This is a genomic window from Streptomyces sp. NBC_00096, assembly GCF_045041305.1.
Classification (GTDB): domain Bacteria; phylum Actinomycetota; class Actinomycetes; order Streptomycetales; family Streptomycetaceae; genus Streptomyces.
In genome coordinates, this window is sequence record NZ_CP108221.1 from 5,293,577 (window position 1) to 5,316,665 (window position 23,089).

Sequence of the window (23,089 nt, forward strand, 5' to 3'; positions counted from 1 at the left end):
GTGGGCGGGGCTGGAAGATCCAGCCCCGCCGGCGTTCGAGGCGCCGCCGGAGGCTACAGGCGCTCGATGATGGTGACGTTGGCCTGGCCGCCGCCCTCGCACATGGTCTGGAGGCCGAAGCGGCCGCCCGTCCGCTCCAGTTCGTGCAGGAGCGTCGTCATCAGCTTGACGCCCGTCGCGCCCAGCGGGTGACCCAGGGCGATCGCGCCGCCGTTGACGTTCACCCGCTCCGGGTCCGCGCCCGTCTCCTTCAGCCAGGCCAGCGCCACCGGGGCGAACGCCTCGTTGATCTCGACCAGGTCGATGTCCGAGAGGGACATGCCGGTCTTCTTCAGGGCGTAGGCCGTGGCCGGGATCGGCGCGGACAGCATGCGGATCGGGTCCTCGCCGCGGACCGACAGGTGATGGATGCGGGCTCGCGGGCGCAGGCCGTGTTCCCGTACCGCCCGCTCGGAGGCCAGCAGCATCGCCGCCGCGCCGTCCGAGACCTGGGAGGAGACCGCCGCCGTGATCGTGCCCCCCTCCATGACCGGCTTCAGCCCCGCCATCTTCTCGAGGGTGGTGTCGCGCCGCGGGCCCTCGTCCACCGAGACGGAGCCGTACGGGACGATCTCCCGCTCGAAGCGGCCCTCGTCGATGGCGCGCAGCGCCCGCTGGTGGGAGCGCAGGGCGAACTCCTCCATGTCCCGCCGCGAGATGCCCCACTTCTCCGCGATCAGCTGGGCCCCGTAGAACTGGTTGACCGGGGAGTCCCCGTACCGGGCCCGCCACCCCGCCGACCCCAGGTACGGGCCCTCCGTGAAGCCCAGCGGCTCGGCCGCCTGCCGCGAGGCGAAGGCGATCGGGATCATCGACATGTTCTGGGTGCCGCCCGCGACCACCAGGTCCTGGGTGCCGGACATGACGCCCTGCGCCGCGAAGTGCACCGCCTGCTGCGAGGATCCGCACTGGCGGTCGATGGTGACGCCCGGCACCTCCTCGGGGAGTCCCGCCGCCAGCCAGGCCGTCCGCGCGATGTCGCCCGCCTGCGGCCCCACCGTGTCGAGGCAGCCGAACACCACGTCCTCCACGGCCGCCGGGTCGATCCCGGACCGTTCGACGAGCGCCTTCAGGACGTGCGCCCCCAGGTCGGCCGGGTGGACCTCGGACAGGCCTCCCTTGCGCCGGCCCACCGGGGTGCGTACCGCTTCGACTATGTAGGCCTCGGGCATCAGAACTCCTCAGGGATATGCGGGGTTACGTACGTGTGGCGATTCCGTCCAGCACCATCGACAGGTACTGGCGGGCGATCTCCTCGGGGCTGTGCTGGCCGCCCGGCCGGTACCAGGACGCCGCCACCCACACCGTGTCGCGCACGAAGCGGTAGGTGAGGCGGATTTCCAGGTCGGCGCGGAAGACCCCGGCCGCGACCCCGCGCTCCAGCGTCCCCAGCCACGCCTTCTCGAACTTGACCTGCGAGTCGGAGAGGTAGTGGAAGCGGGGCTGGGTCGACAGGTGGCGGGATTCCTTCTGGTAGATCGCGACGGCGGCACGGTGCCGGTCGATCTCCCGGAACGATTCGGTGACGAGCGCCTCGATGGTCTGCCGGGGGCCGAGGCCGGCCGCGAGGACGGTGTCGTAGCCCTCCCACAGCTCGTTCAGGAAGGCGGAGAGGATCTCGTCGAGCATCGATTCCTTGGAATCGAAGTGGTAGTAGAGGCTGCCGGCGAGCATGCCGGCGGCGTCGGCGATCTTGCGGACGGTGGTGGCGTTGTAGCCCTGCGCGGCGAAGACCTCGGCGGCGGTGTCGAGGAGTTCACGGCGGCGCTCGGGCGACGCCGTCACCTGGGGCTTCTTCTGGGATGTCGGCTTGTTCGTTGGCACGCGCCCATTCTGGTCATACCCCGGCCGGTCATACGCCGGCCTACGCGTGCTGACTGCTGACCGATACGGTCTCGCCCGTCATGTACGACGAGTAGCCGCTGGCCAGGAAGACGATGACGTTGGCGACCTCCCACGGCTCGGCGTAGCGGCCGAAGGCCTCGCGGGCGGTGAGCTCGGCGAGCAGCTCCTCGCTGGTGACCTTCACCAGGTGCGGGTGCATGGCCAGGCTCGGCGCGACCGCGTTGATCCGTACGCCGAACTCCGCCGCCTCCAGCGCCGCGCACCGGGTCAGTGCCATCACCCCGGCTTTGGCGGCGGCGTAGTGGGCCTGCCCGGTCTGGGCGCGCCAGCCGATGACGGAGGCGTTGTTGACGATGACCCCGCGCCCGGTGCCGGCCGCCCGGAAGGACCGCATCGCGGCGCGGGTGCAGCGGAAGGTGCCGTTCAGCGTGACGTCGAGGACCCGGGACCACTGCTCGTCGGTCATGTCGACGAGGTTCGCCGTACCGCCGAGCCCGGCGTTGTTGACGACGACGTCGAGGCCGCCGTGGAGCCGTTCGGCGAGCGAGAAGAGGGCCCGGACCTGCTCCTCGTCGGTGACGTCGCAGGGCAGGGAGGCGACCCGGTCGGCGCCGAACTCCGCGGCCAGCGCCTCCTCGCTCTCCTTGAGGCGGCGGGCGTGCGCGTCGCCGATGAGGACGCGGGCGCCCTCCTCCAGGAACCGGCGGGCGGTCGCCCCGCCGATCCCGGCCCCGGCGGCGGCGGTGATGACGGCGGTCCGGCCCGCGAGCAGCCCGTGCCCGGCCACGTACTCGGGTGCGTTGAGGGGTGTGTTCACGCCCGTACCTCCTTGGGAAGGCCGAGGATCCGCTCGGCGACGATGTTGCGCTGGATCTCGTCCGAGCCCGCGTAGATGGTGTCGGAGCGGGAGAAGAGGAAGAGCCGCTGCCAGTCGTCGAGGTCGTACGGGTCCCCGTGCGCGCCGGCCGCGACGAGCCCGGCGGCCCCGCACACGTCCATGGCGAGTTCCCCGAGGTCCCGGTGCCAGCGGGACCAGTACAGCTTCGCCACGGAGGGGGCGGTCGCGGGCCGCAGCGCGGAGGCGCGCATGGTCTCCAGACCGATCCAGGCCCGGACCAGCCGGTCGCGGATCAGCGGGTCGGCCAGCGCGCCGTTGCGCCGCGCCAGTTCGGCCAGGGTTTCGAGCTCGCGGCGGAAGCCGACCTGCTGGCCGAGGGTGGAGACGCCGCGTTCGAAGCCGAGGGTGGCCATCGCGACGGCCCAGCCCTCGCCGGGCGCGCCGACGATGTGGGCGGCGTCCGTGCGGGCCCCGTCGAAGAAGACCTCGTTGAACTCGGAGGTGCCGGTGAGCTGCACGATCGGCCGGACCTCGACCCCGGGCTGGTCCATCGGGACCAGCAGGTAGGACAGCCCCGCGTGGCGGCGGGAGCCCGGCTCGGTGCGGGCGAGCACGAAGCACCACTGCGACTCGTGGGCCAGGGAGGTCCAGATCTTCTGGCCGTCGACCACCCAGGAGCTCTCGGCGAGGGCGGCCCGGGTGCGGACGCCCGCGAGGTCCGAGCCGGCGTCGGGCTCGCTGTACCCCTGGCACCACAGCTCCTCGACGGCCCGGATCGGCGGCAGGAAGCGGCGCCGCTGCTCCTCGGTGCCGTGGGCGATGAGGGTGGGGCCGAGGAGCTGTTCGCCAATGTGGTTCACGCGTGCGGGCGCGTCGGCGAGCGCGTACTCCTCGTGGAAGGCGATCTGCTGCGCGGTGCTCGCGCCGCGGCCGCCGTACTCGACGGGCCAGCCGACGCAGGTCCAGCCGTGGGCGGCCATGTGCCGTTCCCACGCGAGGCGTTCGGCGAAGGCCTCGTGCTCCCGGCCCGGTCCGCCGCGGCCCCTGAGGGCGGCGAACTCCCCGGTGAGATGGGCCCGTAGCCACCTCCGAACCTCGGCGCGGAACTCCTCGACGCTGGTCATGGCCGTACGTTAACCTACCAAACACTTGTTAGGGAAGGTTGATGGATGGAAGCCCCGTGATGGATGGAAGCCCGACGCCCGACGCCCCCGACTCCGGCGCCCCCGACTCCCAGGCGCCCGACTCCGGGGCGCCGGTGCTCTACGAGCGCCGCGGCCCGGTCGCTTACGTGACCATGAACCGCCCCCGCTACCGCAACGCGCAGAACAGCGCGATGACCTACGCCCTCGACGACGCCTTCTACCGGGCCGCCGGCGATCCCGAGGTCAAGGTCGTCGTGCTGGCCGGGGCCGGGGAGCACTTCTCGGCGGGCCACGACATCGGCACCCCCGACCGCGACGCGCACCTGCCCTTCGAACGCCGGGCCGGTCTCTGGTGGGACCACTCGCAGCGCTCCGGCGCCGAATCCCGCTTCGCCCGCGAATCCGAGGTCTACCTCGGCATGTGCCGGCGCTGGCGCGAACTGCCCAAGCCCGTCATCGCCTCCGTCCACGGCGCCTGCGTGGCCGGCGGGCTGATGCTCGCCTGGGTCTGCGACCTGATCGTGGCCAGCGAGGACGCCTTCTTCGCGGACCCCGTCGTCCGCATGGGCATCCCGGGCGTCGAGTACTTCGCCCACCCGTGGGCGATGCCCCCGCGCATCGCCAAGGAATTCCTCTACACCGGCGACCGGATGTCCGCCCGGCGGGCCTACGAGGTCGGCATGGTCAACCGGGTCTTCGAGCGGGAAGCGCTGGCGGAGGCCACCGACCGGCTCGCCCTGCGGATCGCCGAGATGCCCGGCTTCGGACTCGCCCTCACCAAGCGGGCCGTCAACCAGGCCGAGGACCTCCAGGGCCTGCACACCGGCATGGACTCCGTCTTCGGCCTGCACCACCTCGCGCACTCCCACAACGCCGAGACGGTGGCGGACTCGCTCGGCGGCATGGACCTGTCCGCGATGAAGGGTGCCGCGACGAAGGGTGCCGCGACGAAGGGCGCCGCGACGAAGGGCGCCGCCATGAAGCACGCCGTGACGACGGAGGCGAACAGCTGATGGACCTGAACCATTCGGCACCCGTAGAGGCCTTCCGGGCCGAGGCGCGCGACTGGCTGGCCGCCCACCTGCCCGCCTCCCCCCTGCCCTCCCTGGAGACCCGCGAGGGCTTCGCCGCCCACCGGGAATGGGAGGCGCTGCTGCACTCCGCGCGCTGGTCGGTGGTGTCCTGGCCCCAGGAGTACGGCGGCCGCGGCGTCGACATCGAGCACTGGCTGGTCTTCGAGGAGGAGTACTGGGCCGCGGGCGCGCCCGGCCGGGTCTCCCAGAACGGCATCAACCTCCTCGCCCCCACCCTCTTCGACCACGCCACGGACGAGCAGCGGGCCCGTGTCCTGCCCTCCATGGCGAGCGGCGAGGTCATCTGGGCCCAGGCCTGGTCGGAGCCCGAATCCGGCTCCGACCTCGCCTCCCTCAAGTCCAGGGCCGTGCGCACCGAAGGCGGCTGGCTGCTGTCCGGACAGAAGACCTGGTCCTCGCGGGCCGCCTTCGCCGACCGCGCCTTCGGCATCTTCCGCACCGACCCGGACGCCCCCAAACCCCACCAGGGGCTCACCTACCTGATGTTCGACCTGCACGCCCCCGGTGTCACCGTGCGGCCCATCGGCCGCCTCGACGGCAAGCCCGCCTTCGCCGAACTCTTCCTCGACGAGGTCTTCGTACCGGACGCCGACGTCATCGGGGAGCCCGGACAGGGCTGGCGGATCGCCATGTCGACCACCGGGAACGAGCGCGGCCTGACCCTGCGCGCCCCGGGCCGCTTCCTGGCCGCGGCCGACCGGCTCGTGGAGCTGTGGCAGGCCGCCGGAGACCCCGCCGACACCGCGCTGCGCGACCGGGTGGCCGACGCGGTGGTCGGAGCCCGCGCCTACCAGCTGTTCACCTGGGCCAACGCCTCCCGCTTCGCCGCCGGCGAGACGATCGGCGCCGAGTCCAGCCTGAACAAGGTGTTCTGGTCCCAGTACGACATCGCCCTGCACGAGAGCGCCCTGGACCTGCTGGGCCCGGACGCGGAACTCGCCGACGGGGAATGGGCCGAGCCGTGGATCTTCTCGCTGGCCGGCCCGATCTACGCCGGGACCAACGAGATCCAGCGCGACATCATCGCCGAGCGGCTGCTCGGCCTCCCGAAGGGCCGCCGCTGATGCGCTTCCTGCCGACCGAAGAGCAGTCGGACTTCGCCCGCACCCTGCACGCCCTGCTCGCCGCCTCGGACGTCCCGGCGGCGGTACGGTCCTGGGGCGCGGGCGACCACACCCCCGGCCGGGCCCTGTGGGCGCGGCTCGCCGGGACGGGCCTGTTCGCCCTCGCGGCCGACGAGGCCCACGAGGGCCTGGGCCTCATGCCGCTGGAACTGGCCACCGGATTCGTGGAGCTGGGCCGCGCCGGGATGCCGGGCCCGGCGGTGGAGACGGCCGCGACCGCCGTGCTCCTCACCCGGCTCGGCGACGGGGCACTGGCCAAGCGGTTCCTCCCGGGGCTGGTCGCGGGGGAGACCTCGGCCACCCTCACCCTCCCCGGCGGCAGCCCGTACGCCCTGGACGCCGACGCGGCGACCCACCTCTTCACCGTGTCCGCGGCCGGGGAGCTGCGCCTGGCCGGCGGCGCCGGAGCGCCGCGGGCCTCCACCGACCCCGCCCGGCGCCTCGCCGTCCCGGACCCCGGCGGCGAACTGCTGGCGGCCGGCCCGGCGGTCACCGCGGCGGCGCGGGACGCCGGGGACTGGGCACGGCTGCTGACCGCCGCCCAGTGCCTCGGAGCCGGCGAGGCACTCCTGGCCCGGACGGTGGAGTACGCGAAGCAGCGCACCCAGTTCGGCACGCCGATCGGCGGTTTCCAGGCGGTCAAGCACCGGCTCGCCGACACCCTGCTCGGCCTGGAGTTCGCCAGGCCGCTGCTGTGGGCGGCCGCGCTCTCCCTGGCCCCCGGGGAGATCGCGGCCGCGAAGCTGACCGCCGGCGAGGCGGCGTACGCGGCGGCCATGACCGCCCTCCAGCTGCACGGGGCCGTCGGCTACACCGAGGAGCTCGACCTCTCCCTGTGGCTGCGCAAGGCCCGCCCGCTGCGCGACGCCTGGGGAACCCCCTCGCAGTGCCGGGCGGCGGTGCTTCAGGAGCGGGTGCGGTAGTAGGTCGCCAGGACGGTGTTCACGAGGACCACCGCCGTGAACCACAGGGCCCAGGACCGCTGCCCGAGCGCGAGGAGCGCGAGGGCGGCGGCGCCGTACACCACGGCCTTGACCCCGAGCTGGGCGGCGAGGGGGACGGTGAACCGGGCCTTCGGCGCGGCGAAGAGCCCCCAGAGCACGGCGGCGGCGAGCGGCGCGGCCACCGCCAGGGCGATGGACCCCACCCGGCCGATGTCACGGGTGAATCCCCACCAGGCCAGCAGGCCGAGGGCCAGGACCTCCAGGAGGAAGGCGAGGCCCTCGTTGACCAGGAAGAAGGCCCGGACGGGGGGAGACAGCGGAGAGGACGGCATGCCACCAGAATCCTGCCGCCGGGCCGGAGGGGGCCACTCCGCACGGCGCCGTCTCAGATGACGGCCACGCTGAGGGTCACCACGTAGGGCTCTTCCACCACTCCGTCCGGAAAGACCGGATCCAGCCGGGCCCGCTCGGCGTCGAGGAACTCCCGGGTGCCGGCCTCGCCCAGGAGCAGGAACGCGGAGTGGCTGGCGAGGTTCGCCAGGTGCGATTCCAGCGGGATCCGCCGGGACCAGGAGACGGTCCGGGTGGTGAAACCGGATTCGAGGCCGCGCGGGAGCGTGCGGAATCCGCTGTCCGGGCCGGCCCCGCCGACCGCACCGGCCCCGCCGAGGCCGCCGCGCGGGCCGCCGGTCTCGAAGAAGTCGCGGATCCGCCCGCCCTGCTCCGTGACCCAGCGCGCCGACTCGTCCAGGTCGTTCCACCAGATCGCCAGCGCGCCGCCCGGCTTCAGCACCCGGCGGGCCTCGGGAACGGCCATCGCCGGGTCGGTCCAGTGCCAGGCCTGGGCGTAGGTCAGGAAGTCGAAGCGGGCTCCGGCCAGCGGCAGCCGGTCCCCGTCCCCGCGCACGATCGGGATCCCGGGAATGCGCACCCGGAACTCGGCGGCCATCCCGTCCCCGGGCTCGACGGCCACGACCTCGGCCCCGCGGGCGTGCATCGGCGCCGTGCCGATCCCGGTCCCCGCCCCGACGTCGGCCACCCGCGCCCCCGCGAACGCGCGCCCGGCGAGCTCCTCCACCGCGTCGTGAAGCGCCTCGGGATAGCCGGGCCGGTATGCCGCGTACAGGGCGGCGGCGGCGTCGAAGGACCGGGAGCGGGGAGTCGTCGTCATGGCGCCATTGTTTTCGATCACGCGCCCGCAGACCAGACCGCGCCGGGGCAGCGGCAGACCGCGCCGGGGTGGCGGCCGGGCGGCGCGGACCGGACTGCGCAGGGTCACGGCCGCACCGCGCGACCGGGCCCCGCGGGACGGCTACGCGGCGCGGACCAGCCCCGCCTCGTAGGCGAGGATCGCGGCCTGGGTCCGGTTCGAGAGGTCCAGCTGCGTCAGGATCCGCGACACGTACGTCTTCACGCTCGCCGGGGACAGGTGCAGCGCCTGCGCTATCTGCTGGTTCGTCCGGCCCTCGCCGACCAGCGCGAGGACGTCCCGTTCGCCGGGGGAGAGGGTGGAGAGCTGCTCCGTGTGGTCGGGGACGCCGGTGCGCGCGTCCGCCCGTTCCAGCAGGGCCCGCATCACGCCGGGGGCCAGCGCGCTGCCGCCCGCGGCCACCGTGCGGATCCCGGCGAAGAGCTCCTCGGGGCGCAGGTCCTTGAGCAGGAACCCGGCCGCCCCGGCCCGCAGCGCGTCCAGGACCAGGTCGTCCGCCGTGTAGCCGGTGAGGACGAGCACCCGCGGCGGGTCGGGCAGCCGCAGCATCCGCACGGTCGCCTCCATGCCGTCGACCTTCGGCATGACCAGGTCCATCAGCACCACGTCCGGCCGGTGCACACGGGCGAGCGGCACCGCCTCGGCTCCGTCCGCCGCCTCCGCGACCACCTCGATGTCGGGCGCGCTCCTGAGCAGGGTCACGATCCCCGACCGTATGAGGCTCTGGTCGTCGACCACCATCACGCGGATCGCCATGTGACCCACCTCCCCTGACTCCCCTGAATCCCCACCTTATTGCGGACATTACCGGCATATCGGGACTTAAGTCCGCGTAACCCTCCTTCCCCAGTCCCCTTTTGCTCCCCCCTTGTCCTCTTTCGGGGACTTCGGCGACCCCGCCCCCTCCCGGACGGTGGATACCGAGGCCGACCGCGGTGCCGCACCACCGGCACCACCCGCTCGACGCGCAGCGCACCGGCCTCCGCAATGTCCCCGAAGTCAGGAACTCCGCATGTCTTTCCCCTCTGCCCGCACCTTCGCCGGTCTCGTTGTCGCCGGCATCGCCGCACCCGCCGCCGTGGGTCTCGTGGCGCAGCCCGCGTCCGCCGCGTCGGTCGGCACGTGGGACGAGGTCGCCCAGTGCGAGTCCACCGGGAACTGGAGCATCAGCACCGGCAACGGCTACTACGGCGGCCTCCAGTTCTCCTCCGGTACGTGGGCGGGGTTCGGCGGCAAGCAGTACGCCCCCCGGGCCGACCAGGCCACCAAGGCGCAGCAGATCGCCGTCGCCGAGAAGGTCCTCGCGGCCCAGGGCCCCGGCGCCTGGCCCTCCTGCGGCAAGCTCGCCGGCCTCCAGCGCGGCGGCCCGGCCCCCGAGGCACCCACCAAGGGCACCGGCACCTCCAGCGCCGGCACCTCCGGCGCCGGGAAGGCCAAGACCCCCTCGGCGCCGGCCGCGCCGAAGCCGGCCCGGGGTGCGAACACCTACACCGTCGTCAGCGGCGACACCCTCGGCACCATCGGCTCCGAGCTCGGCGTCGGCTGGGAGCGGCTCTACTCCGACAACCGCTCGGTGATCGGCTCCGACCCGGACGTGATCCTCCCGGGTCAGCGCCTCTCGTACGGCGCGGGCGCGGGCTCCGGCTCCGCGCCCGGCTCCGGCTCCGGTTCCGGTTCCGGCAAGGCCACCCCCGCCGCCCCGAAGCCCTCCAAGAGCACCGGCAGCTCCACCGGCTCCAACAACTCCGGCAACTCCAGCGGTTCCCGTACCGGCAGCGCCCGCGGCGTCCTGCCCGTCTCCGGTGCGAGCATCTCCGCCCGCTACCACCAGTCGGGCGGCTGGGCCGCCGGCCACCACACCGGAATCGACTTCGCGGTGTCCACCGGCACCCCGGTCAAGGCGGCCGCCGCCGGCACCGTGGTCTCCTCCGGCTGGCAGGGTGCGTACGGCAATGCCGTCGTCATCAAGCACGACGACGGCCGCTACACCCTCTCCGCCCACCTCTCCTCGGCGACCGCCTCCACGGGCGAGCGGGTCTCCGCGGGCGAGCAGATCGGCCGCTCCGGCAGCACCGGCAACTCCACGGGCCCGCACCTTCACTTCGAGGTCCGCTCGAGCAACGGCTACGGCGCCGACATCAACCCGGTCACCTGGCTGAGCGGCCTCGGCGTCGCCCTGTAACGGACCCGGGAGCAGGCCGGTCCCCCCACAACGCGTCCCCCCGGGATGCCCCTTCGGCGGAAGGCGGGCAACCTGGGGGGACGTTTTCATGCGAGATGCGCGCTTTGTGTACAAACGGGGGGTGGTGGAGTCATGCAGGCCGTGCCCGGTCGCGCCGGACAGCTGCTGGAGCGCGGGCTGCGCGCCCTGACCGGTGAGAGCGGCGGGGCCCCCGACCCCGTGCGCGCCCGCCGCACCGACATCTGGCTCGCCCTCCTCTGCGGGCTGCTCACCACCCTCAACCTCCACGACGTCCACCGCTTCGGCCTCGTCAGCGACTACCCCACCAGCCTCGCCGCCGGCTGGGCCGCGGCCGCCGCCCTGCTCTGGCGGCGCTCCCGCCCCTGGCTCCCGGCCCTCGTGGCCACCGCCGCCACCGTCGTCTCCGACGACCGCGGCCCCCTCGTCTTCGCCGCCTACGCCCTGGCCGCGTACGGCCGCACCCACCGCTGGGGCGGGGTCCTGCTCATGGCCGTCGCCTACGTCGGCACCCGCGACCTGTTCCTGCCGCTCGGGTACGCGGGGCGCGACCCCGCTTCCTTCGTACTCGGCTCCATCCTGGTGCCCGCCCTCTACGGGGAGACCGTGCGCCGCAACCGGGGCGTCATGACCGCGCTGCGCGAGCGGGCCCGCCAGGCCCACGCCGCCGTCGACCAGGCGGCCGACCTCGCCGTCGTGCAGGAGCGCACCCGTTTGGCCCAGCGCACCCACGACGGCCTGGGACACCGCCTGACCGCCCTCACCCTGCAGGCCGCCGCGCTGCGCCTGGACGCCGGGGCCGATCCCCGGGTCCGGGAGGGCGCCGCCGCCGTGGAGGAATCGGCGCGGGCCGCGATGACCGAGGTCAGGGAGGTGCTGGACATGCTGACCGACCCCGCGGGCAGCCGTGCGTACACCTCGCCCGTGGACGTGGGCCGCTTCCTCGGCTCCCTGGCCCGGAACATGCGGGCCACCGGCATGGAGATCACCCACCACACGCAGCCCGGCCTGGGCTCCTTTCCCGCGGCCGACGGGCGGCTGCTGCTGCGGATAGCCCGCGAGGGGCTCACCAACGCGGCCAAGTACGCCCCGGGCTCCGATGTCCGGATGAGTCTCTACGCCGAGGACGGGGAAGTTCGCCTCGACGTGGTCAACAGTGCGCCGGAGGGGGAGCGGATCGTCCTCGACTCGGGCGGGATGGGCATTCCGGGGCTGCGCCGGGCCCTGGCGGAGGTGGGCGGGAGGCTGCGCGCCGGATCCACCAGGGATGGAGGTCACAGGCTCGCGGCGGCACTCCCCGACCGACGTGTGCTAGCTTAGAGCTCGTTGCAGTTGTGGTACCCATGAACTTTATGTGCGCCTGACGGGATTGCTCCGACAGGCGCTTTTATTGTTTTGCCGGAATCTCCGGATGGGGCCCTTTGCCGCCTATTCAGGAGATTCAAAAATGGCACTTGGCACCGTGAAGTGGTTCAACTCGGAAAAGGGCTTCGGCTTCATCGAGCAGGACGGTGGCGGCCCGGACGTCTTCGCCCACTACTCGAACATCGCCACCCAGGGCTTCCGTGAGCTCAACGAGGGCCAGCGCGTGTCCTTCGACGTCACCCAGGGCCAGAAGGGCCCCCAGGCGGAGAACATCCTCCCCGCCTAATGCAGTCTGCATGCCGGGGCCCGCACCGTGAAGGTGCGGGCCCCGGCTTGTCTGCTGTTTCGATCTGTTTACAGCATTTGTATGCAGTACCTGCCGGTTTCAGGAGGGCTTTCTCGCATGACCAGCTCCAGCTCCGCACGACCCAGCCGCCGCCCCACCCGGGGTCGAGGTGCGGCCCAGGGACGTCCGAAGGCTGGCGCGGGACGGCAGAAGTCCGCCCCCGTAGCCAGGCCCCAAGAATTCACCATGCCCGAACCGCTGACCCCGGCCCTGCCGCCGGTGGAAGCCTTCGGCGACATGGACATGCCCGAGGCGCTGCTGAAGACCCTCGCCGCCCAGGGCGTCACCGAGCCGTTCCCGATCCAGGCCGCGACCATCCCGAACTCGCTGGCCGGCCGTGACCTCCTCGGCCGCGGCCGCACCGGCTCCGGCAAGACGCTGGCCTTCGGCCTGGCGCTGCTGGCCCGTACCGCCGGCCGCCGCGCGCAGCCGAAGCAGCCGCTCGCGCTGGTCCTCGTACCGACCCGTGAGCTCGCGCAGCAGGTCACCGACGCCCTGGCCCCGTACGCCACGGCCGTCAACCTGCGCATCGCCACCGTCGTGGGCGGCATGTCGATCAACCGGCAGTCCGGCGCCCTGCGCCGCGGCTCCGAGGTGCTCGTCGCCACCCCCGGCCGTCTGAAGGACCTCATCGACCGCGGTGACGCCGACCTCTCGCAGGTCTCCATCACGGTCCTCGACGAGGCCGACCAGATGACCGACATGGGCTTCATGCCGCAGGTCACCGCCCTGCTCAAGCAGGTCGAGCCCGACGGCCAGACCATGCTCTTCTCGGCGACCCTCGACAAGAACATCGACAAGCTCGTCAAGATGTTCCTGCACGACCCGGTCGCCTTCTCCGTCGACCCGTCCGCCGGTGCGGTCAGCACGATGGAGCACCACGTCCTGTACGTCATGGACGAGACCGACAAGAAGGCCGTGGCCACCCGCATAGCCGCTCGCGACGGCCGGGTGATCATGTTCGTCGACACCAAGCGCGGGGTCGACCGCATGGTCAAGAAGCTCCTCGCCGACGGCGTCCGCGCCTCCGGCCTGCACGGCGGCCGCTCGCAGCCGCAGCGCAACCGGACCCTGGACTGGTTCAAGACGGGCGAGGTCACCGCGCTGGTCGCCACCAACGTGGCCGCCCGCGGCATCCACATCGACGACCTCGACCTGGTCGTCAACGTGGACCCGCCGGTCGACCACAAGGACTACCTGCACCGCGGCGGCCGTACCGCCCGCGCCGGTGAGTCCGGCAGTGTCGTCACCCTGGTCCTGCCCGACCAGAAGCGCGATATGACCCGCCTGATGTCGGACGCCGGGATCTCCCCGCGCACCGCGCAGATCAAGTCCTCCGACGAGGAGCTGACCCGGATCACCGGCGCCAAGGAGCCCTCGGGCATCCCGGTCGTGCTGGACGTCCCGCAGCCCACCCCGCCGCGCCAGCGCTCCGCCGGCCAGGCCGGCGGCGGCTCCGGCGGTGGCGCGCGCCGCCGCTCGGGCGGTGGCGGTCCGCGTACCGGCTCCGGCACGGGCTCCGCTCCGGCCGCCGGTGGTGGCCGCGGCCGCCGTTCCGGTGGCGGCTCCGGCGTCGCCGGTCAGGCTCCGGCCTCCGGGTCCGGCCAGGCCCGCCGCGGCCAGGGCGGCCAGGGTTCGGCCGCGGGCGGCTCCGGCGAGCGCGGCCGACGTACCGGAGGCGCTCCCTCCGGCGGCGCGGCCGCGGCTTCGGCCCGCAGCCGGGTCGGTGGCGGCGGCCAGGGGCGTCGCCGCTCCGCCTGATCCAGGAGCACGCGAGCACCACGACGCCGGGCGGCGCGATTCACGCGCCGCCCGGCGTTTTCGTGTCTCCGGACGCTTACCGGACCATCTTGACCTGGAGCTTCGCCAGGGTCTTCAGGTCCAGCCCGAGGCCCTCGGTGAGGTAGCCGTAGAAGCTGCCGTAGTCGGCCTCGATCTGCGCGGTCGCCGAGTCCAGGTAGTCCTGGCGGACCTCCTGGAGCGGGATCAGCAGATCCGGGTTCTGCATCCGGCCGGACGCCTTGAGCCCCGCCCGCACCTGGGCGTCGTACGCCCCGCGGAAGGTGTTCGAGGCCAGGTAGTCGCCCTCGGCGGTGTCCTGTGGGACGGCCAGGGCGCGCAGCAGGACGTAGCTCATCCAGCCCGTCCGGTCCTTGCCCGAAGTGCAGTGGTAGAGCACCGGACCCTGCTTGCCGTCGGCGATCTCGCGGAGGGTCGCCGCGAACTGCGCCCGGCTCTCGGGGTTGGTCACGAACGTCTTGTAGATGTCGCGCATGTACGCCTCGGCGCGGCCGCCGCCGAGCATCTGCTCCTGCTTCACGGGATCACCGCTGGAGATGGCACCGACCAGGGTCCCGTACAGGCCGAGGTCGCTGACCGGGCGGGCGGTGGAGGCCAGTCCCGCGGGCAGCTTGTCGGCGCCGTCGTACTGGACCTCCATCGGGATGCGGAAGTCGACGACCTTCGTGAGGCCGAGACCGGAGACGGAGGTGAGGTCCGCCGCGGTCAGCTTGGACAGCGCGTCGGAGCGGTAGACCAGTCCCTGGCGGACCTCGCCGCCGGTCCAGGTGCGGTACCCGCCGAGGTCGCGGACGTTGACCGCGCCCTGGAGGGGTATCTGGCGGATGGGCTGCGCCTGCTGGTGGTGGCGCGAGACGGTGGCGCTGTTCGCCGGCGCGGCGTACGCGACGGCGGGCAGAGTCCCGATGGCGAGGGCGGAAGCGATCACCGCGGTCGCCAGGCGGATTCGGGCACGGCTCATCTGGGGCAACTCCTGTAACGGAGAAGGGGAATCACCCTGGTGGTGGCAGGGTGCCGAGCGGATGCGGGGGGATGAGGTGCGCCGGGTCGGGGTGGGGGGAGCCCAGGCCGTGCAGACGTTCCAGCACGGTGTGCGCCTCGGCCATGACGCGCGTGACGAGCTCCGCACACGACGGAAGGTCCTCGATCACGCCCGCGACCTGGCCGGATGCCATGACGCCGAGGTCCGTACGGCCCTCGACCATGGACGCCTTGAGGAGCATGGGGGTGTTGGCGGCGAGCAGCACCTGGCTCCAGGACAGGTCCTTGCCGTGTTTCATCGCGAGGCCGTCCCGGATCATCTCCGCCCAGGACAGACCCGACAGCTTCTTGAACCCGGCCGCGTGCCGCACGGCCTTGGCCAGGGCCTTCGTGCGGCCCGCCCGTTCCAGGGAGGCCACCAGCTCGCTGCGGAGCATCCGGTGCGGGAGCCCGTCCACGGCCGTCGTGACGGTGACGTCCCTGACGGTCGCCTTCAGGTACTCGGCCTTCACCGCGTCCGGGACGGTGGAGTCGGAGGTCAGCAGGAACCGGGTGCCCATGGCGATGCCCGCGGCCCCGTAGGAGAGCGCCGCGACCAGACCGCGGCCGTCGCTGAACCCGCCCGCCGCGATCACCGGGATCCGCACCGCGTCCACCACCTGCGGCAGCAGCACGGTGGTGGCCACGTCACCGGTGTGCCCGCCGCCCTCGCCGCCCTGCACGATCACCGCGTCCGCACCCCACGCCGCGACCTTCTCGGCGTGCCGGCGGGCCCCGATCGAGGGGATCACGACGACCCCCGCGTCCTTGAGCTTCGCGATCAGCTCCCTGGACGGGGCGAGCGCGAAGGAGGCCACCCGGACGCCCTCGTCGATGATCAGCTGGGCCCGCTCGTCCGCGTCCCCGGCGTCCGCGCGCAGATTGACCCCGAAGGGGGCGTCCGTACGGGACTTGACCTCGTGGACCGCGGAGCGCAGCTGGTCCAGCGTCATCGTCGCCGAGGCCAGGATGCCCAGCGCGCCCGCGTTGGCCGCCCCCGACACCAGGCGCGGGCCCGCCACCCAGCCCATGCCCGTCTGCACGATCGGATGCTCGACCCCGACCAGCTTGGTGAATGCCGTCTCCATCGGCTCAGACCCGCACTTCGCGGTCGCGCAGGCCCTTGGGATCGATGACCTCGCGGATCAGCCGCAGCTCCCCGGGGGCCGGCTCCCGGGTGTACGGGACCTCGCCGTCGGCACCGGCGAGCTCGAAGCCGGTGGCCGCCCGGACCTGCTCCACCGTGACCCCGGGGTGCAGGGAGACGAGGCGCATGCTGTGGTCGGGGCCGGTGAAATCGAAGACGCCGAGATCGCTGACCACCCGGGGGAGCCGGTGGAAGCGGGTCACCCCGGCCGCCTCGGCGCGGTCGTAGCCCACCCCGCTGACCATGTCCACGCGCTCGACGAACACCCGGGTGGAATGCTTGGGGATCCAGTAGCTCACCGGGTTGTTCAGGGTGTTCACCGGAGCGCCGCGCACCCCCAGGAGCTGGCGGGCGGGCCGCTCCCAGTCGCCGATGCAGGAGATGTTCTGGTTGCCGTACCGGTCGATCTGGCTGGCGCCCATCATCACGTGCCGGCGGCCACCGGTGACCATCGTCAGGTGACGGCGGTACGGGAGCCAGCCCTCGGCAGTCCCGTCGAGACCGACCAGCATGGCTTCGCCGTCGGTCAGCAGCAGGTCGGGGGAGAAGGTCCGCTTCGCCAGCCGGGCCCCGAAGGAGGGCACCAGGCCCATCGGGCTGGCCAGCACCTCGCCGTTGTCCCGCCAGGCCTCGGCGCAGGCGATCACGCAGTACTCGGCGCGGGTGACGGTGGGGGCGGAGGTGTTGGTGGAGGCGTTGGTGGCCGTGCTGCTCACTTCTGCTCCTCGTGCCAGGCCTGGACGGCGGACTGGTAGGCGTGCTCGCTGCCGCCGGAGAGGAAGCGCTCGGCGAACTCGGGCCAGGGGGTGGTCGCGTACAGCTTCTGGAAGGCCTCGTCGCGCTCGTAGTCGGGGGCGCAGGAGGTGAAGTGCGCGCCGTTCGGGCTCTCCACGACGCCGGTGACCGAGTGGCGGCTGACCAGGAGGGACTGCGGGGGGCCGGCCTTGGAGAGCTCGGCGCTCTCCACGATCGCCTCGCAGGAGACGTAGGCGGTGTCGGCGGCCTCGCAGAAGAGGTCGTCGAAGTACGGGTCCGGGCCCAGGTACTGGGCGTTGCCGAGCCGGTCGGCACGGTTGAGGTGGACCAGGGCCGCGTCCATGCGCAGGGCGGGCACCGCCACGAACTCCTCGCCGTCGGCGTACGGCGAGGTCACGGTGCGCAGCTCGGGGTTGACGCGCATGACGTCGGAGCCGAGCCCGGCACGGACCGGGAGGAAGGGCAACCGGTTGGCGGCTGCGTGCAGGCCCCACATGAACATCGCCTCGTCGAGCTCGGTGAGGGCGAAGGCGCCGCTCTCGCGGGCGGCCCGGTAGTGGGGCTCCAGGGGGATGGAGTCGAGGGTGACGAAGGGGGTGACGAGCCTGCGGATCCGGCCGGCCGCGGCGAGCAGGCCGACGTCGGGGCCGCCGTAGGAGATCACGGTCAGATCGGTGACCGCGGAGCGGAGCAGTGCCCGGACCAGGGCCATGGGCTTGCGGCGCGAACCCCAGCCGCCGATGCCCACCGTCATCCCGCTGCGCAGCCGCCCGACCACCTCGTCGGGGGTCATGCTCTTGTCGGTCATGCCGATTCCGCCTTTGCGTCCGTGCCGTCGCTTCCGAAGGTGTCGCGTACCCGGTCGGCGACGCCGCTGAGGTTGGCCTCGAAGGTGAAGCCCTGCTCGAAGCGGTAGCTGCGGCGCACGTCCACCGGGTCGATGCCGTTGATGGCGGCCTTGGCCAGCCGGATGAGGTAGCCGTCCTTCTTGGCGATCTCGGCGGCCAGCTCCAGGGCGGCCGCCCGCAGTTCCGCGCGCGGGACCACCTTCCACACCGAGCCGTGCGCGTGCAGTTCGGCGGCGGTGGCGGTGCGCGAGGTGTAGTACAGCGTGCGCATCAGGTGCTGCGGGACGAGCCGGGCCAGGTGGGTGGCGGCCCCGAGGGCGCCCCGGTCCAGCTCCGGCAGTCCGAAGGTCGCGTCGTCGGAGGCGACGATGGCGTCGGCGTTGCCGACCAGGCCGATCCCGCCGCCCAGGCAGAAGCCGTTCACGGCGGCCACGACGGGCACCTCGCACTCGTACACGGCGGCGAAGGCCTCGTAGCAGCCCCGGTTGGCGCCGATGAGGGAGGTGTGGCCGGTGTCGCGCTGCATCTCCTTGATGTCGACGCCGGCGTTGAAGCCGCGGCCCTCGGCGGCGAGGACCACGCACCGGACCTCGGGGTCCCGGCCGGCCGCGCGCAGGGCGTCGGCCAGGTCGTACCAGCCCTGCACGGGCAGTGCGTTGACGGGCGGGAAGTCGACTGTGACGAGTGCGATGCCCTTGTCGGGGCTGGAGGTGGAGACACCCATGAGCGGATCAGCTACCTTTCCACCAAACATTTGTTAGGTGAGGAAGGTAGCAGCCGATGGAGCTCAACGGGAGGGTTGTCGTCGTCACCGGCGGAACCCGGGGCGTCGGCGCCGGGATCGCGAAGTCGTTCCTCGCGGCGGGGGCCGAGGTCGTCGTCTGCGCGCGCAGGCCACCGGAGGAACCGGTGGTGGCCGAGGGCCGCTCGGCGTCGTTCACCGCCGTCGACCTGCGCAATCCGGCCGCCGTACAGGACTTCTTCAGGTCGGTCGCCAGGCGCCACGGACGGCTCGACTGCCTGGTCAACAACGCCGGCGGAACCCCGTACCGGCTGCTGGGGGAGGGCGAGGCGGAACGCCACGCGCGGGTCGTCGAGCTCAATCTGGTCGCCCCGATGACCGCCTCGCTGGCCGCGTACCCCTGGCTGCGGGAGGCGCGCGGCTCGGTCGTGATGATCGGCAGCGTCAGCGGGACCCGCCCCTCGCCGGGTACGGCGGCGTACGGGGCGGCCAAGGCGGGCCTGGAGAACCTGGCCCGTTCCATGGCCGTGGAATGGGCCCCCGAGGTACGGGTCAACTCGCTGGTCCTGGGCATGGTGCGGACCGAGCTCTCGCACCTGCACTACGGGGACGAGGCCGGTGTCGCGGCGGTCGGCGCGACCGTCCCGCTGGGGCGGCTGGCCGAACCCTCCGACGTGGGCGACGCGGCGGTCTTCCTGGCCTCCGGCCGGGCGGCGTACGTGAGCGGCGCGAGCCTGCTCGTGCACGGCGGCGGCGAACGCCCCGCCTTCCTGGACACGGCAACCGCGAACAATCCGAAGAAGGAGAGCTGACATGGGACTTGCCGAGGGCCGTGTGGTCATCGTGACGGGCGCCGGGCGGGGGCTGGGCCGGGCCCACGCGCTGGCCTTCGCGGAGGAGGGGGCGCGGATCGTGGTCAACGACCTCGGGGTCGGCCTGGACGGGCTGCCGGGACCGGAGGGTCCGGCGGCGCTCGTGGTCGCCGAGATCCGGGCGCTGGGCGGGGAGGCGGTGGCGCACGGCGGGGACATCGCCACCTCGCAGGGCGCGGCCTCGCTGGTCGAGACGGCCGTCTCGACGTTCGGACGGCTGGACACCCTGGTCAACAACGCGGGGTTCCTGCGCGACCGGATGCTCGTGAACCTCGACGAGGACGACTGGGACGCGGTGATGCGGGTGCACCTGAAGGGGCACTTCCTGCCGCTGAAGCACGCGGCCGCGTACTGGCGGGCGGAGGCGAAGGAAGGCCGCCGGGTGGCCGCCCGGGTGGTCAACACCTCCTCGGGGGCGGGGCTGCTGGGCTCGGTCGGGCAGGGCAACTACAGCGCGGCCAAGGCGGGCATCCTCGGGCTGACCCTGGTCTCTGCGGCGGAGATGGGGCGGTACGGGGTCCAGGTCAACGCCATCGCCCCGGCCGCGCGGACCCGGATGACGGAGCAGACCTTCGCGGACACCATGGCCGCCCCGGAAGCCGGGGCCTTCGACGCCATGGCCCCGGAGAACGTGTCCCCGCTGGTGGTCTGGCTGGGCTCGGACGCCTCGGCCGGGGTCACCGGCCGGGTCTTCGAGGCGGAGGGCGGCCGGATCACGGTCATGGAGGGCTGGCGGCCGGGCCCCACGGCGGACCGGGGCGCGCGGTGGACTCCGTCGGAGGCGGGGGAGACGGCGGCGAAGCTCCTGGCGGAGTCGGAGCGGCCGCAGCCGGTGTACGGGGCGCGGTAGGGGGCGCGGCGGACGGCGGACGGCGGACGGCGGACGGCGGACGGCGGACGGCGGCGGCGGGCCGGGGCCGCGGGCCTGGGCCCGCAGTCCGCGGCCCGGGGTCAGGAGCGGAACCACCGCCGCCGTCTGGGAGCCGCGGACGTCGTGCCCCGCGCCGCCCCTCTGGCCGCGGGCACCTGGTGGGACTGGAACACGCCCGACGCGGCGATCTCCGCCAAGCCCTCGGTGCGTTGCTTCAGGCCCTTGATCAGATGGATCTTGTGTCCGACCCGGCCGGTCTCGTCGAGCAGTCTCATCAGCAGCAGGAGCTCCCGGGCCGCTGCCCTGGTGCCGGTCTCGACGAGCACCTGCTCCGCCCAGATCTCCAGGAATTCCCTGCTGTTCAGAAAGGGACCACTGAGCTTCTCGCCGGGTGTGGTGAGCGCGAGGATGTCCTTGGCCTTCCGCTGCGCGCTGATGCTTCGGGTCAGGCGCGAGCGCTCGAGCAGGCGGCCGAGTTCCTCGAAGGCGTCGTAGACCTCGGGCAGGAGGGCCACGGGAAGGTCCCTCGCCGCCAGCGACAGCAGGTGATCGGCCTGTTCGTCCGCTCCCTCGTCCCGCAGCGCGATCACGCCGCGGGCCAGGGCCATGGGGTCCTCCGTCCAGGAGGCCGGTACGTTCCCCCGCCACAGGTCGATCTCGGTGCCGGTCTCCCGCCGGGCCTGCGCGGCGCGCTCGGAATCGGCCTGGAGGAGGCGGAGCACGGATTCGTGCTGCTGCACCAGGTCTTCGAGCTCATCGAGCCGATGGCCGACGCGGCGCAGCTCCTCCTCCAGGTCCTGTGCCTGCTGGTGGGTTCCCTCCGCCCGGGTGAACACGTCGGCGAGGCTCTCGCCGAGGCGCTCGCGGTGCTCCCGTCCCCGGTCGAGCTGTTCGCGCAGACCGGCCAGGGCGTGTGCGGTCTGGACTCGGTGCTCCTCCAGCGCGATCCGCGAGGCCTCCTCCTTGTACTCGCGCGCGACCAGCGGGCCCTTGGTCCGGGCCGCGGCGTAGAGCAGCTTCCAGCCGTCCGCCATCCGGTCCGGGTCCACGGCCCGGCGCGTGGCCAGCAGCCGGTACAGGGCGGGCAGCAGCGAGGGCTTCGGCAGGTCGGTGCCGCTCAGGTATCTGGAGAGCCGGCTCGCGTCGACGGCGGCCCCGGGCTCGCTCTCCTTGAGCCACTTCACGATGTCGGTGGAGGACATCCCCAGGTCCTCCCGGAGGTCGCGCAGGTGCTGGGCGAACGCGGTCTCCTCCTCGCTCAGCCCTGACAGGGGGCTGAGCCGTTGGGGCGGTTGGGGCCCGCGGGTGCTCAAGGGCTGCTCCGACATGCACCTTCTCCCTCTTGCGAGGCGCGCAAGTTGCGCTCTGTCGCACAAGACCGGCTTGCGGCGTCGCCAACATGACGTCCGGGAACTTCTCTTGCTCCAGCGGCCCACCACCGGGCCGGGGAAGAAGGAGAAACCCGCCATGCCGCGCACCCTACGCACCACCGACCACGAGACACGCCCGTTCCTGGAGATCCGGGTCCGGGGTCTGCACCTCACCGTCGAGCACGTCCCGCACCGTTTCCTCACCCTGATCACCACGCTCGGGGGAGCCTTCGCGGGGGTGATCTGGTACCCCCGGTAGGAGAGTTGCGTGATTCAGGTCACCACCGGGTGGTGACCTGGTTACGCTCGGCTACAGACCTGAACGGACGCCGTAGAGCGTGAACTTGGGGGTGACCGCCTCGTGGTCAACATCCGCGATCTCGATCCCAGCGCGTCTCCGCTGGACTACTACGGCTCCGAGCTGCGGCGGCTGAGAGAGGCCGCCGGGCTGAAACAGGGGCAGCTGGGCGGCATCGTCTTCTGTACGGCGTCGCTGATCGGCCAGATCGAGACGGCGCGGAAGGTCCCGACCCGGGACTTCTCGGAGCGGGTGGACGCGGCGCTGGGGACGGGTGGGGTGTTCTCCCGGCTGGTGGGGCTGGTGCTGCGGAGTCAGTTGCCGACCTGGTTCCAGCCGTATGCGGAGATGGAGGCCAAGGCGGACTACATCTCGACGTTCCAGGCGCAAGTTGTCTACGGGCTGTTGCAGACGGAGGCGTACGCGCGGGACCTCCTGGGCGTTGACCACCAAGACCAGGTGGACGAGTTGGTAGCCGCCCGCATGGAAAGGCAGCGGATTCTGCAGCGCGAGCATCCGCCCGCCCTTTGGGTGGTGCTCGCTGAGGCGGTGCTGCACCAGGAGGTCGGCGGCTGTGAGGTCATGCGAGACCAGCTCGCCCACCTGTCGACCTTCCTCGGAAACCCGTGGGTGAAGATCCAGGTGCTCCCCTTCTCGGTTGGTCGCCACACGGGAATGATCGGATCGTTCAACCTTCTGCGCTTCGAGGACGACCCGGATCTCTTCTACGAGGAGGGCTACAGCCAGGGGCACATGACCGCCAACCCATCTGTGATGAGGGAGCGTTCGGTCGGATACGCTCGATTGCAGGCCGCCGCTCTCTCGCCGGAGGAATCGGCCCGGCTCATCGGCCACGTAATGGAGGAACGCTATGGGGACCAGCCCAAACCTGACTGGCGCGGTGTGGCGTAAGGCGTCGTACAGCAGCACCAATGGTGGCGACTGCGTCGAGTGCGCCCCCCTCGGCGCCGCCGCCTGGCGCAAGGCTTCGTACAGCGGCACCACCGGCGGCGAGTGCGTCGAGGTCGCCGCCCAGCCCTGCCTCGTCGCCGTCCGGGACTCCAAGAGCCCCGACGGCCCCGCCTTCACCGTCGGCCACGCCGCCTTCGCCGCCTTCGTCGGGGCCCTGTAGGCACCCGGCAGTACACGGCAGTACACGCGGGCCGGGACCTGAACAGGTCCCGGCCCGCACCCTTTCCCGCTCAGCGGGAACAC

The 23,089-nt window shown here is 72.5% G+C and carries 25 protein-coding genes; 12 read left to right on the forward strand and 13 right to left on the reverse strand.

What is annotated here, in order from left to right:
- Positions 1 to 53 precede the first annotated feature (53 nt).
- Genes OG904_RS23350 through OG904_RS23365 form a run of 4 tightly spaced genes read right to left on the reverse strand, consistent with a single transcriptional unit; the run spans position 54 to position 3,846 of the window.
- Positions 54 to 1,211, reverse strand: a complete 1,158-nt coding sequence (locus OG904_RS23350; protein WP_405493996.1) for an acetyl-CoA C-acetyltransferase — start codon at positions 1,209 to 1,211, stop codon at positions 54 to 56.
- 25 nt (positions 1,212 to 1,236) lie between these two features.
- On the reverse strand, positions 1,237 to 1,863 hold the full coding sequence (locus OG904_RS23355) for a TetR/AcrR family transcriptional regulator (protein ID WP_405493998.1): 627 nt from the start codon (positions 1,861 to 1,863) through the stop codon (positions 1,237 to 1,239).
- Positions 1,864 to 1,903: 40 nt separating this feature from the next.
- Positions 1,904 to 2,701, reverse strand: a complete 798-nt coding sequence (locus OG904_RS23360) for an SDR family oxidoreductase (RefSeq protein WP_405494000.1) — start codon at positions 2,699 to 2,701, stop codon at positions 1,904 to 1,906.
- Positions 2,698 to 3,846 carry an acyl-CoA dehydrogenase family protein gene (locus OG904_RS23365; RefSeq protein ID WP_405494002.1) on the reverse strand — a complete coding sequence of 383 codons (1,149 nt, stop codon included), beginning with the start codon at positions 3,844 to 3,846 and terminating at the stop codon, positions 2,698 to 2,700. The genes OG904_RS23360 and OG904_RS23365 overlap by 4 nt, the downstream gene beginning before the upstream one ends.
- Positions 3,847 to 3,905: 59 nt before the next feature.
- Here OG904_RS23365 and OG904_RS23370 point away from each other — a divergent pair, with 59 nt between their 5' ends.
- From OG904_RS23370 to OG904_RS23380, 3 genes are read left to right on the forward strand one after another with little or no spacing between them, the layout of a single operon-like run.
- A complete protein-coding gene (locus OG904_RS23370) occupies positions 3,906 to 4,880 on the forward strand; it encodes an enoyl-CoA hydratase (RefSeq protein ID WP_405494004.1) in 975 nt (324 codons plus the stop codon).
- Positions 4,880 to 6,025, forward strand: coding sequence for an acyl-CoA dehydrogenase family protein (locus tag OG904_RS23375; protein WP_405494006.1), 1,146 nt, complete (start codon positions 4,880 to 4,882; stop codon positions 6,023 to 6,025). Before OG904_RS23370 ends, OG904_RS23375 begins: the two co-directional genes overlap by 1 nt.
- Positions 6,025 to 7,008 (forward strand): acyl-CoA dehydrogenase family protein, encoded by a 984-nt coding sequence (locus tag OG904_RS23380; protein ID WP_405494008.1) that lies wholly within the window; start codon positions 6,025 to 6,027, stop codon positions 7,006 to 7,008. The genes OG904_RS23375 and OG904_RS23380 overlap by 1 nt, the downstream gene beginning before the upstream one ends.
- Here OG904_RS23380 and OG904_RS23385 read toward each other — a convergent pair.
- From OG904_RS23385 to OG904_RS23395, 3 genes are all read right to left on the reverse strand, one after another.
- Positions 6,990 to 7,361 carry a YrdB family protein gene (locus tag OG904_RS23385; RefSeq protein ID WP_405494010.1) on the reverse strand — a complete coding sequence of 124 codons (372 nt, stop codon included), beginning with the start codon at positions 7,359 to 7,361 and terminating at the stop codon, positions 6,990 to 6,992. The two genes, OG904_RS23380 and OG904_RS23385, sit on opposite strands and share 19 nt — an antisense overlap.
- Positions 7,362 to 7,414: 53 nt before the next feature.
- The gene (locus tag OG904_RS23390) at positions 7,415 to 8,200 is read right to left on the reverse strand and encodes a class I SAM-dependent methyltransferase (protein ID WP_405494012.1); all 786 of its coding nucleotides are present in this window, start codon (positions 8,198 to 8,200) and stop codon (positions 7,415 to 7,417) included.
- A gap of 141 nt (positions 8,201 to 8,341) precedes the next feature.
- Entirely contained in the window at positions 8,342 to 8,995 is a 654-nt protein-coding gene (locus OG904_RS23395) for a response regulator (RefSeq protein ID WP_405494014.1), read from the reverse strand.
- Between the two features lie 256 nt (positions 8,996 to 9,251).
- On the opposite strand from OG904_RS23395, the gene OG904_RS23400 reads away from it, so the two are divergent.
- The 4 genes from OG904_RS23400 to OG904_RS23415 all read left to right on the forward strand — a co-directional run bounded on the left by OG904_RS23400 (position 9,252) and on the right by OG904_RS23415 (position 13,911).
- Entirely contained in the window at positions 9,252 to 10,421 is a 1,170-nt protein-coding gene (locus tag OG904_RS23400; RefSeq protein WP_405494016.1) for a transglycosylase family protein, read from the forward strand.
- Positions 10,422 to 10,553: 132 nt separating this feature from the next.
- Positions 10,554 to 11,759, forward strand: coding sequence for a sensor histidine kinase (locus tag OG904_RS23405; protein WP_405494018.1), 1,206 nt, complete (start codon positions 10,554 to 10,556; stop codon positions 11,757 to 11,759).
- 127 nt (positions 11,760 to 11,886) lie between these two features.
- A complete protein-coding gene (locus OG904_RS23410) occupies positions 11,887 to 12,090 on the forward strand; it encodes a cold-shock protein (protein ID WP_112447913.1) in 204 nt (67 codons plus the stop codon).
- 117 nt (positions 12,091 to 12,207) lie between these two features.
- The gene (locus OG904_RS23415) at positions 12,208 to 13,911 is read left to right on the forward strand and encodes a DEAD/DEAH box helicase (protein WP_405494021.1); all 1,704 of its coding nucleotides are present in this window, start codon (positions 12,208 to 12,210) and stop codon (positions 13,909 to 13,911) included.
- A 76-nt stretch (positions 13,912 to 13,987) separates the two neighbouring features.
- On the opposite strand, the gene OG904_RS23420 is transcribed toward OG904_RS23415, so the two are convergent.
- The 5 genes from OG904_RS23420 to OG904_RS23440 are packed head-to-tail and all read right to left on the reverse strand — an operon-like array spanning position 13,988 to position 18,445.
- Entirely contained in the window at positions 13,988 to 14,911 is a 924-nt protein-coding gene (locus OG904_RS23420) for a tyrosine-protein phosphatase (protein WP_405494023.1), read from the reverse strand.
- Between the two features lie 31 nt (positions 14,912 to 14,942).
- A complete protein-coding gene (locus OG904_RS23425) occupies positions 14,943 to 16,058 on the reverse strand; it encodes an NAD(P)H-dependent flavin oxidoreductase (RefSeq protein ID WP_405494025.1) in 1,116 nt (371 codons plus the stop codon).
- 4 nt (positions 16,059 to 16,062) lie between these two features.
- Positions 16,063 to 16,833 (reverse strand): CoA-transferase subunit beta, encoded by a 771-nt coding sequence (locus OG904_RS23430; RefSeq protein ID WP_405494027.1) that lies wholly within the window; start codon positions 16,831 to 16,833, stop codon positions 16,063 to 16,065.
- The gene (locus OG904_RS23435; RefSeq protein WP_405494029.1) at positions 16,830 to 17,681 is read right to left on the reverse strand and encodes a CoA transferase subunit A; all 852 of its coding nucleotides are present in this window, start codon (positions 17,679 to 17,681) and stop codon (positions 16,830 to 16,832) included. The genes OG904_RS23430 and OG904_RS23435 overlap by 4 nt, the downstream gene beginning before the upstream one ends.
- Positions 17,678 to 18,445 (reverse strand): enoyl-CoA hydratase family protein, encoded by a 768-nt coding sequence (locus OG904_RS23440; protein ID WP_405494031.1) that lies wholly within the window; start codon positions 18,443 to 18,445, stop codon positions 17,678 to 17,680. The genes OG904_RS23435 and OG904_RS23440 overlap by 4 nt, the downstream gene beginning before the upstream one ends.
- 56 nt (positions 18,446 to 18,501) lie before the next feature.
- On the opposite strand from OG904_RS23440, the gene OG904_RS23445 reads away from it, so the two are divergent.
- Both OG904_RS23445 and OG904_RS23450 read left to right on the forward strand, forming a co-directional pair.
- Positions 18,502 to 19,275, forward strand: a complete 774-nt coding sequence (locus OG904_RS23445; RefSeq protein WP_405494033.1) for an SDR family oxidoreductase — start codon at positions 18,502 to 18,504, stop codon at positions 19,273 to 19,275.
- 1 nt (position 19,276) lies between these two features.
- Positions 19,277 to 20,185 carry an SDR family oxidoreductase gene (locus OG904_RS23450; protein WP_405494035.1) on the forward strand — a complete coding sequence of 303 codons (909 nt, stop codon included), beginning with the start codon at positions 19,277 to 19,279 and terminating at the stop codon, positions 20,183 to 20,185.
- A gap of 101 nt (positions 20,186 to 20,286) precedes the next feature.
- Here OG904_RS23450 and OG904_RS23455 read toward each other — a convergent pair whose 3' ends face one another.
- Entirely contained in the window at positions 20,287 to 21,534 is a 1,248-nt protein-coding gene (locus tag OG904_RS23455) for a helix-turn-helix domain-containing protein (RefSeq protein ID WP_405494037.1), read from the reverse strand.
- A 139-nt stretch (positions 21,535 to 21,673) separates the two neighbouring features.
- On the opposite strand from OG904_RS23455, the gene OG904_RS23460 reads away from it, so the two are divergent.
- The 3 genes from OG904_RS23460 to OG904_RS23470 all read left to right on the forward strand — a co-directional run bounded on the left by OG904_RS23460 (position 21,674) and on the right by OG904_RS23470 (position 23,006).
- A complete protein-coding gene (locus OG904_RS23460; RefSeq protein WP_405494039.1) occupies positions 21,674 to 21,835 on the forward strand; it encodes a hypothetical protein in 162 nt (53 codons plus the stop codon).
- Positions 21,836 to 21,937: 102 nt separating this feature from the next.
- Positions 21,938 to 22,786 carry a helix-turn-helix domain-containing protein gene (locus tag OG904_RS23465; protein WP_405494041.1) on the forward strand — a complete coding sequence of 283 codons (849 nt, stop codon included), beginning with the start codon at positions 21,938 to 21,940 and terminating at the stop codon, positions 22,784 to 22,786.
- A complete protein-coding gene (locus OG904_RS23470; RefSeq protein WP_405494043.1) occupies positions 22,746 to 23,006 on the forward strand; it encodes a DUF397 domain-containing protein in 261 nt (86 codons plus the stop codon). Before OG904_RS23465 ends, OG904_RS23470 begins: the two co-directional genes overlap by 41 nt.
- The last annotated feature ends 83 nt before the right edge of the window (positions 23,007 to 23,089 follow it).

Excerpts from the sequence above, each read along its gene's own strand:
- OG904_RS23390 (WP_405494012.1), bottom strand. The coding sequence starts at position 8,200 with ATGACGACGACTCCCCGCTCCCGGTCCTTCGACGCCGCCGCCGCCCTG.
- OG904_RS23385 (WP_405494010.1), bottom strand. The coding sequence starts at position 7,361 with ATGCCGTCCTCTCCGCTGTCTCCCCCCGTCCGGGCCTTCTTCCTGGTC.
- OG904_RS23375 (WP_405494006.1), top strand. The coding sequence starts at position 4,880 with ATGGACCTGAACCATTCGGCACCCGTAGAGGCCTTCCGGGCCGAGGCG.
- OG904_RS23400 (WP_405494016.1), top strand. The coding sequence starts at position 9,252 with ATGTCTTTCCCCTCTGCCCGCACCTTCGCCGGTCTCGTTGTCGCCGGC.
- OG904_RS23410 (WP_112447913.1), top strand. The coding sequence starts at position 11,887 with ATGGCACTTGGCACCGTGAAGTGGTTCAACTCGGAAAAGGGCTTCGGC.
- OG904_RS23435 (WP_405494029.1), bottom strand. The coding sequence starts at position 17,681 with ATGACCGACAAGAGCATGACCCCCGACGAGGTGGTCGGGCGGCTGCGC.
- OG904_RS23470 (WP_405494043.1), top strand. The coding sequence starts at position 22,746 with ATGGGGACCAGCCCAAACCTGACTGGCGCGGTGTGGCGTAAGGCGTCG.
- OG904_RS23460 (WP_405494039.1), top strand. The coding sequence starts at position 21,674 with ATGCCGCGCACCCTACGCACCACCGACCACGAGACACGCCCGTTCCTG.
- OG904_RS23420 (WP_405494023.1), bottom strand. The coding sequence starts at position 14,911 with ATGAGCCGTGCCCGAATCCGCCTGGCGACCGCGGTGATCGCTTCCGCC.
- OG904_RS23425 (WP_405494025.1), bottom strand. The coding sequence starts at position 16,058 with ATGGAGACGGCATTCACCAAGCTGGTCGGGGTCGAGCATCCGATCGTG.
- OG904_RS23380 (WP_405494008.1), top strand. The coding sequence starts at position 6,025 with ATGCGCTTCCTGCCGACCGAAGAGCAGTCGGACTTCGCCCGCACCCTG.
- OG904_RS23395 (WP_405494014.1), bottom strand. The coding sequence starts at position 8,995 with ATGGCGATCCGCGTGATGGTGGTCGACGACCAGAGCCTCATACGGTCG.
- OG904_RS23415 (WP_405494021.1), top strand. The coding sequence starts at position 12,208 with ATGACCAGCTCCAGCTCCGCACGACCCAGCCGCCGCCCCACCCGGGGT.
- OG904_RS23440 (WP_405494031.1), bottom strand. The coding sequence starts at position 18,445 with ATGGGTGTCTCCACCTCCAGCCCCGACAAGGGCATCGCACTCGTCACA.
- OG904_RS23370 (WP_405494004.1), top strand. The coding sequence starts at position 3,906 with ATGGATGGAAGCCCGACGCCCGACGCCCCCGACTCCGGCGCCCCCGAC.
- OG904_RS23405 (WP_405494018.1), top strand. The coding sequence starts at position 10,554 with ATGCAGGCCGTGCCCGGTCGCGCCGGACAGCTGCTGGAGCGCGGGCTG.
- OG904_RS23445 (WP_405494033.1), top strand. The coding sequence starts at position 18,502 with ATGGAGCTCAACGGGAGGGTTGTCGTCGTCACCGGCGGAACCCGGGGC.
- OG904_RS23350 (WP_405493996.1), bottom strand. The coding sequence starts at position 1,211 with ATGCCCGAGGCCTACATAGTCGAAGCGGTACGCACCCCGGTGGGCCGG.
- OG904_RS23450 (WP_405494035.1), top strand. The coding sequence starts at position 19,277 with ATGGGACTTGCCGAGGGCCGTGTGGTCATCGTGACGGGCGCCGGGCGG.
- OG904_RS23365 (WP_405494002.1), bottom strand. The coding sequence starts at position 3,846 with ATGACCAGCGTCGAGGAGTTCCGCGCCGAGGTTCGGAGGTGGCTACGG.
- OG904_RS23455 (WP_405494037.1), bottom strand. The coding sequence starts at position 21,534 with ATGTCGGAGCAGCCCTTGAGCACCCGCGGGCCCCAACCGCCCCAACGG.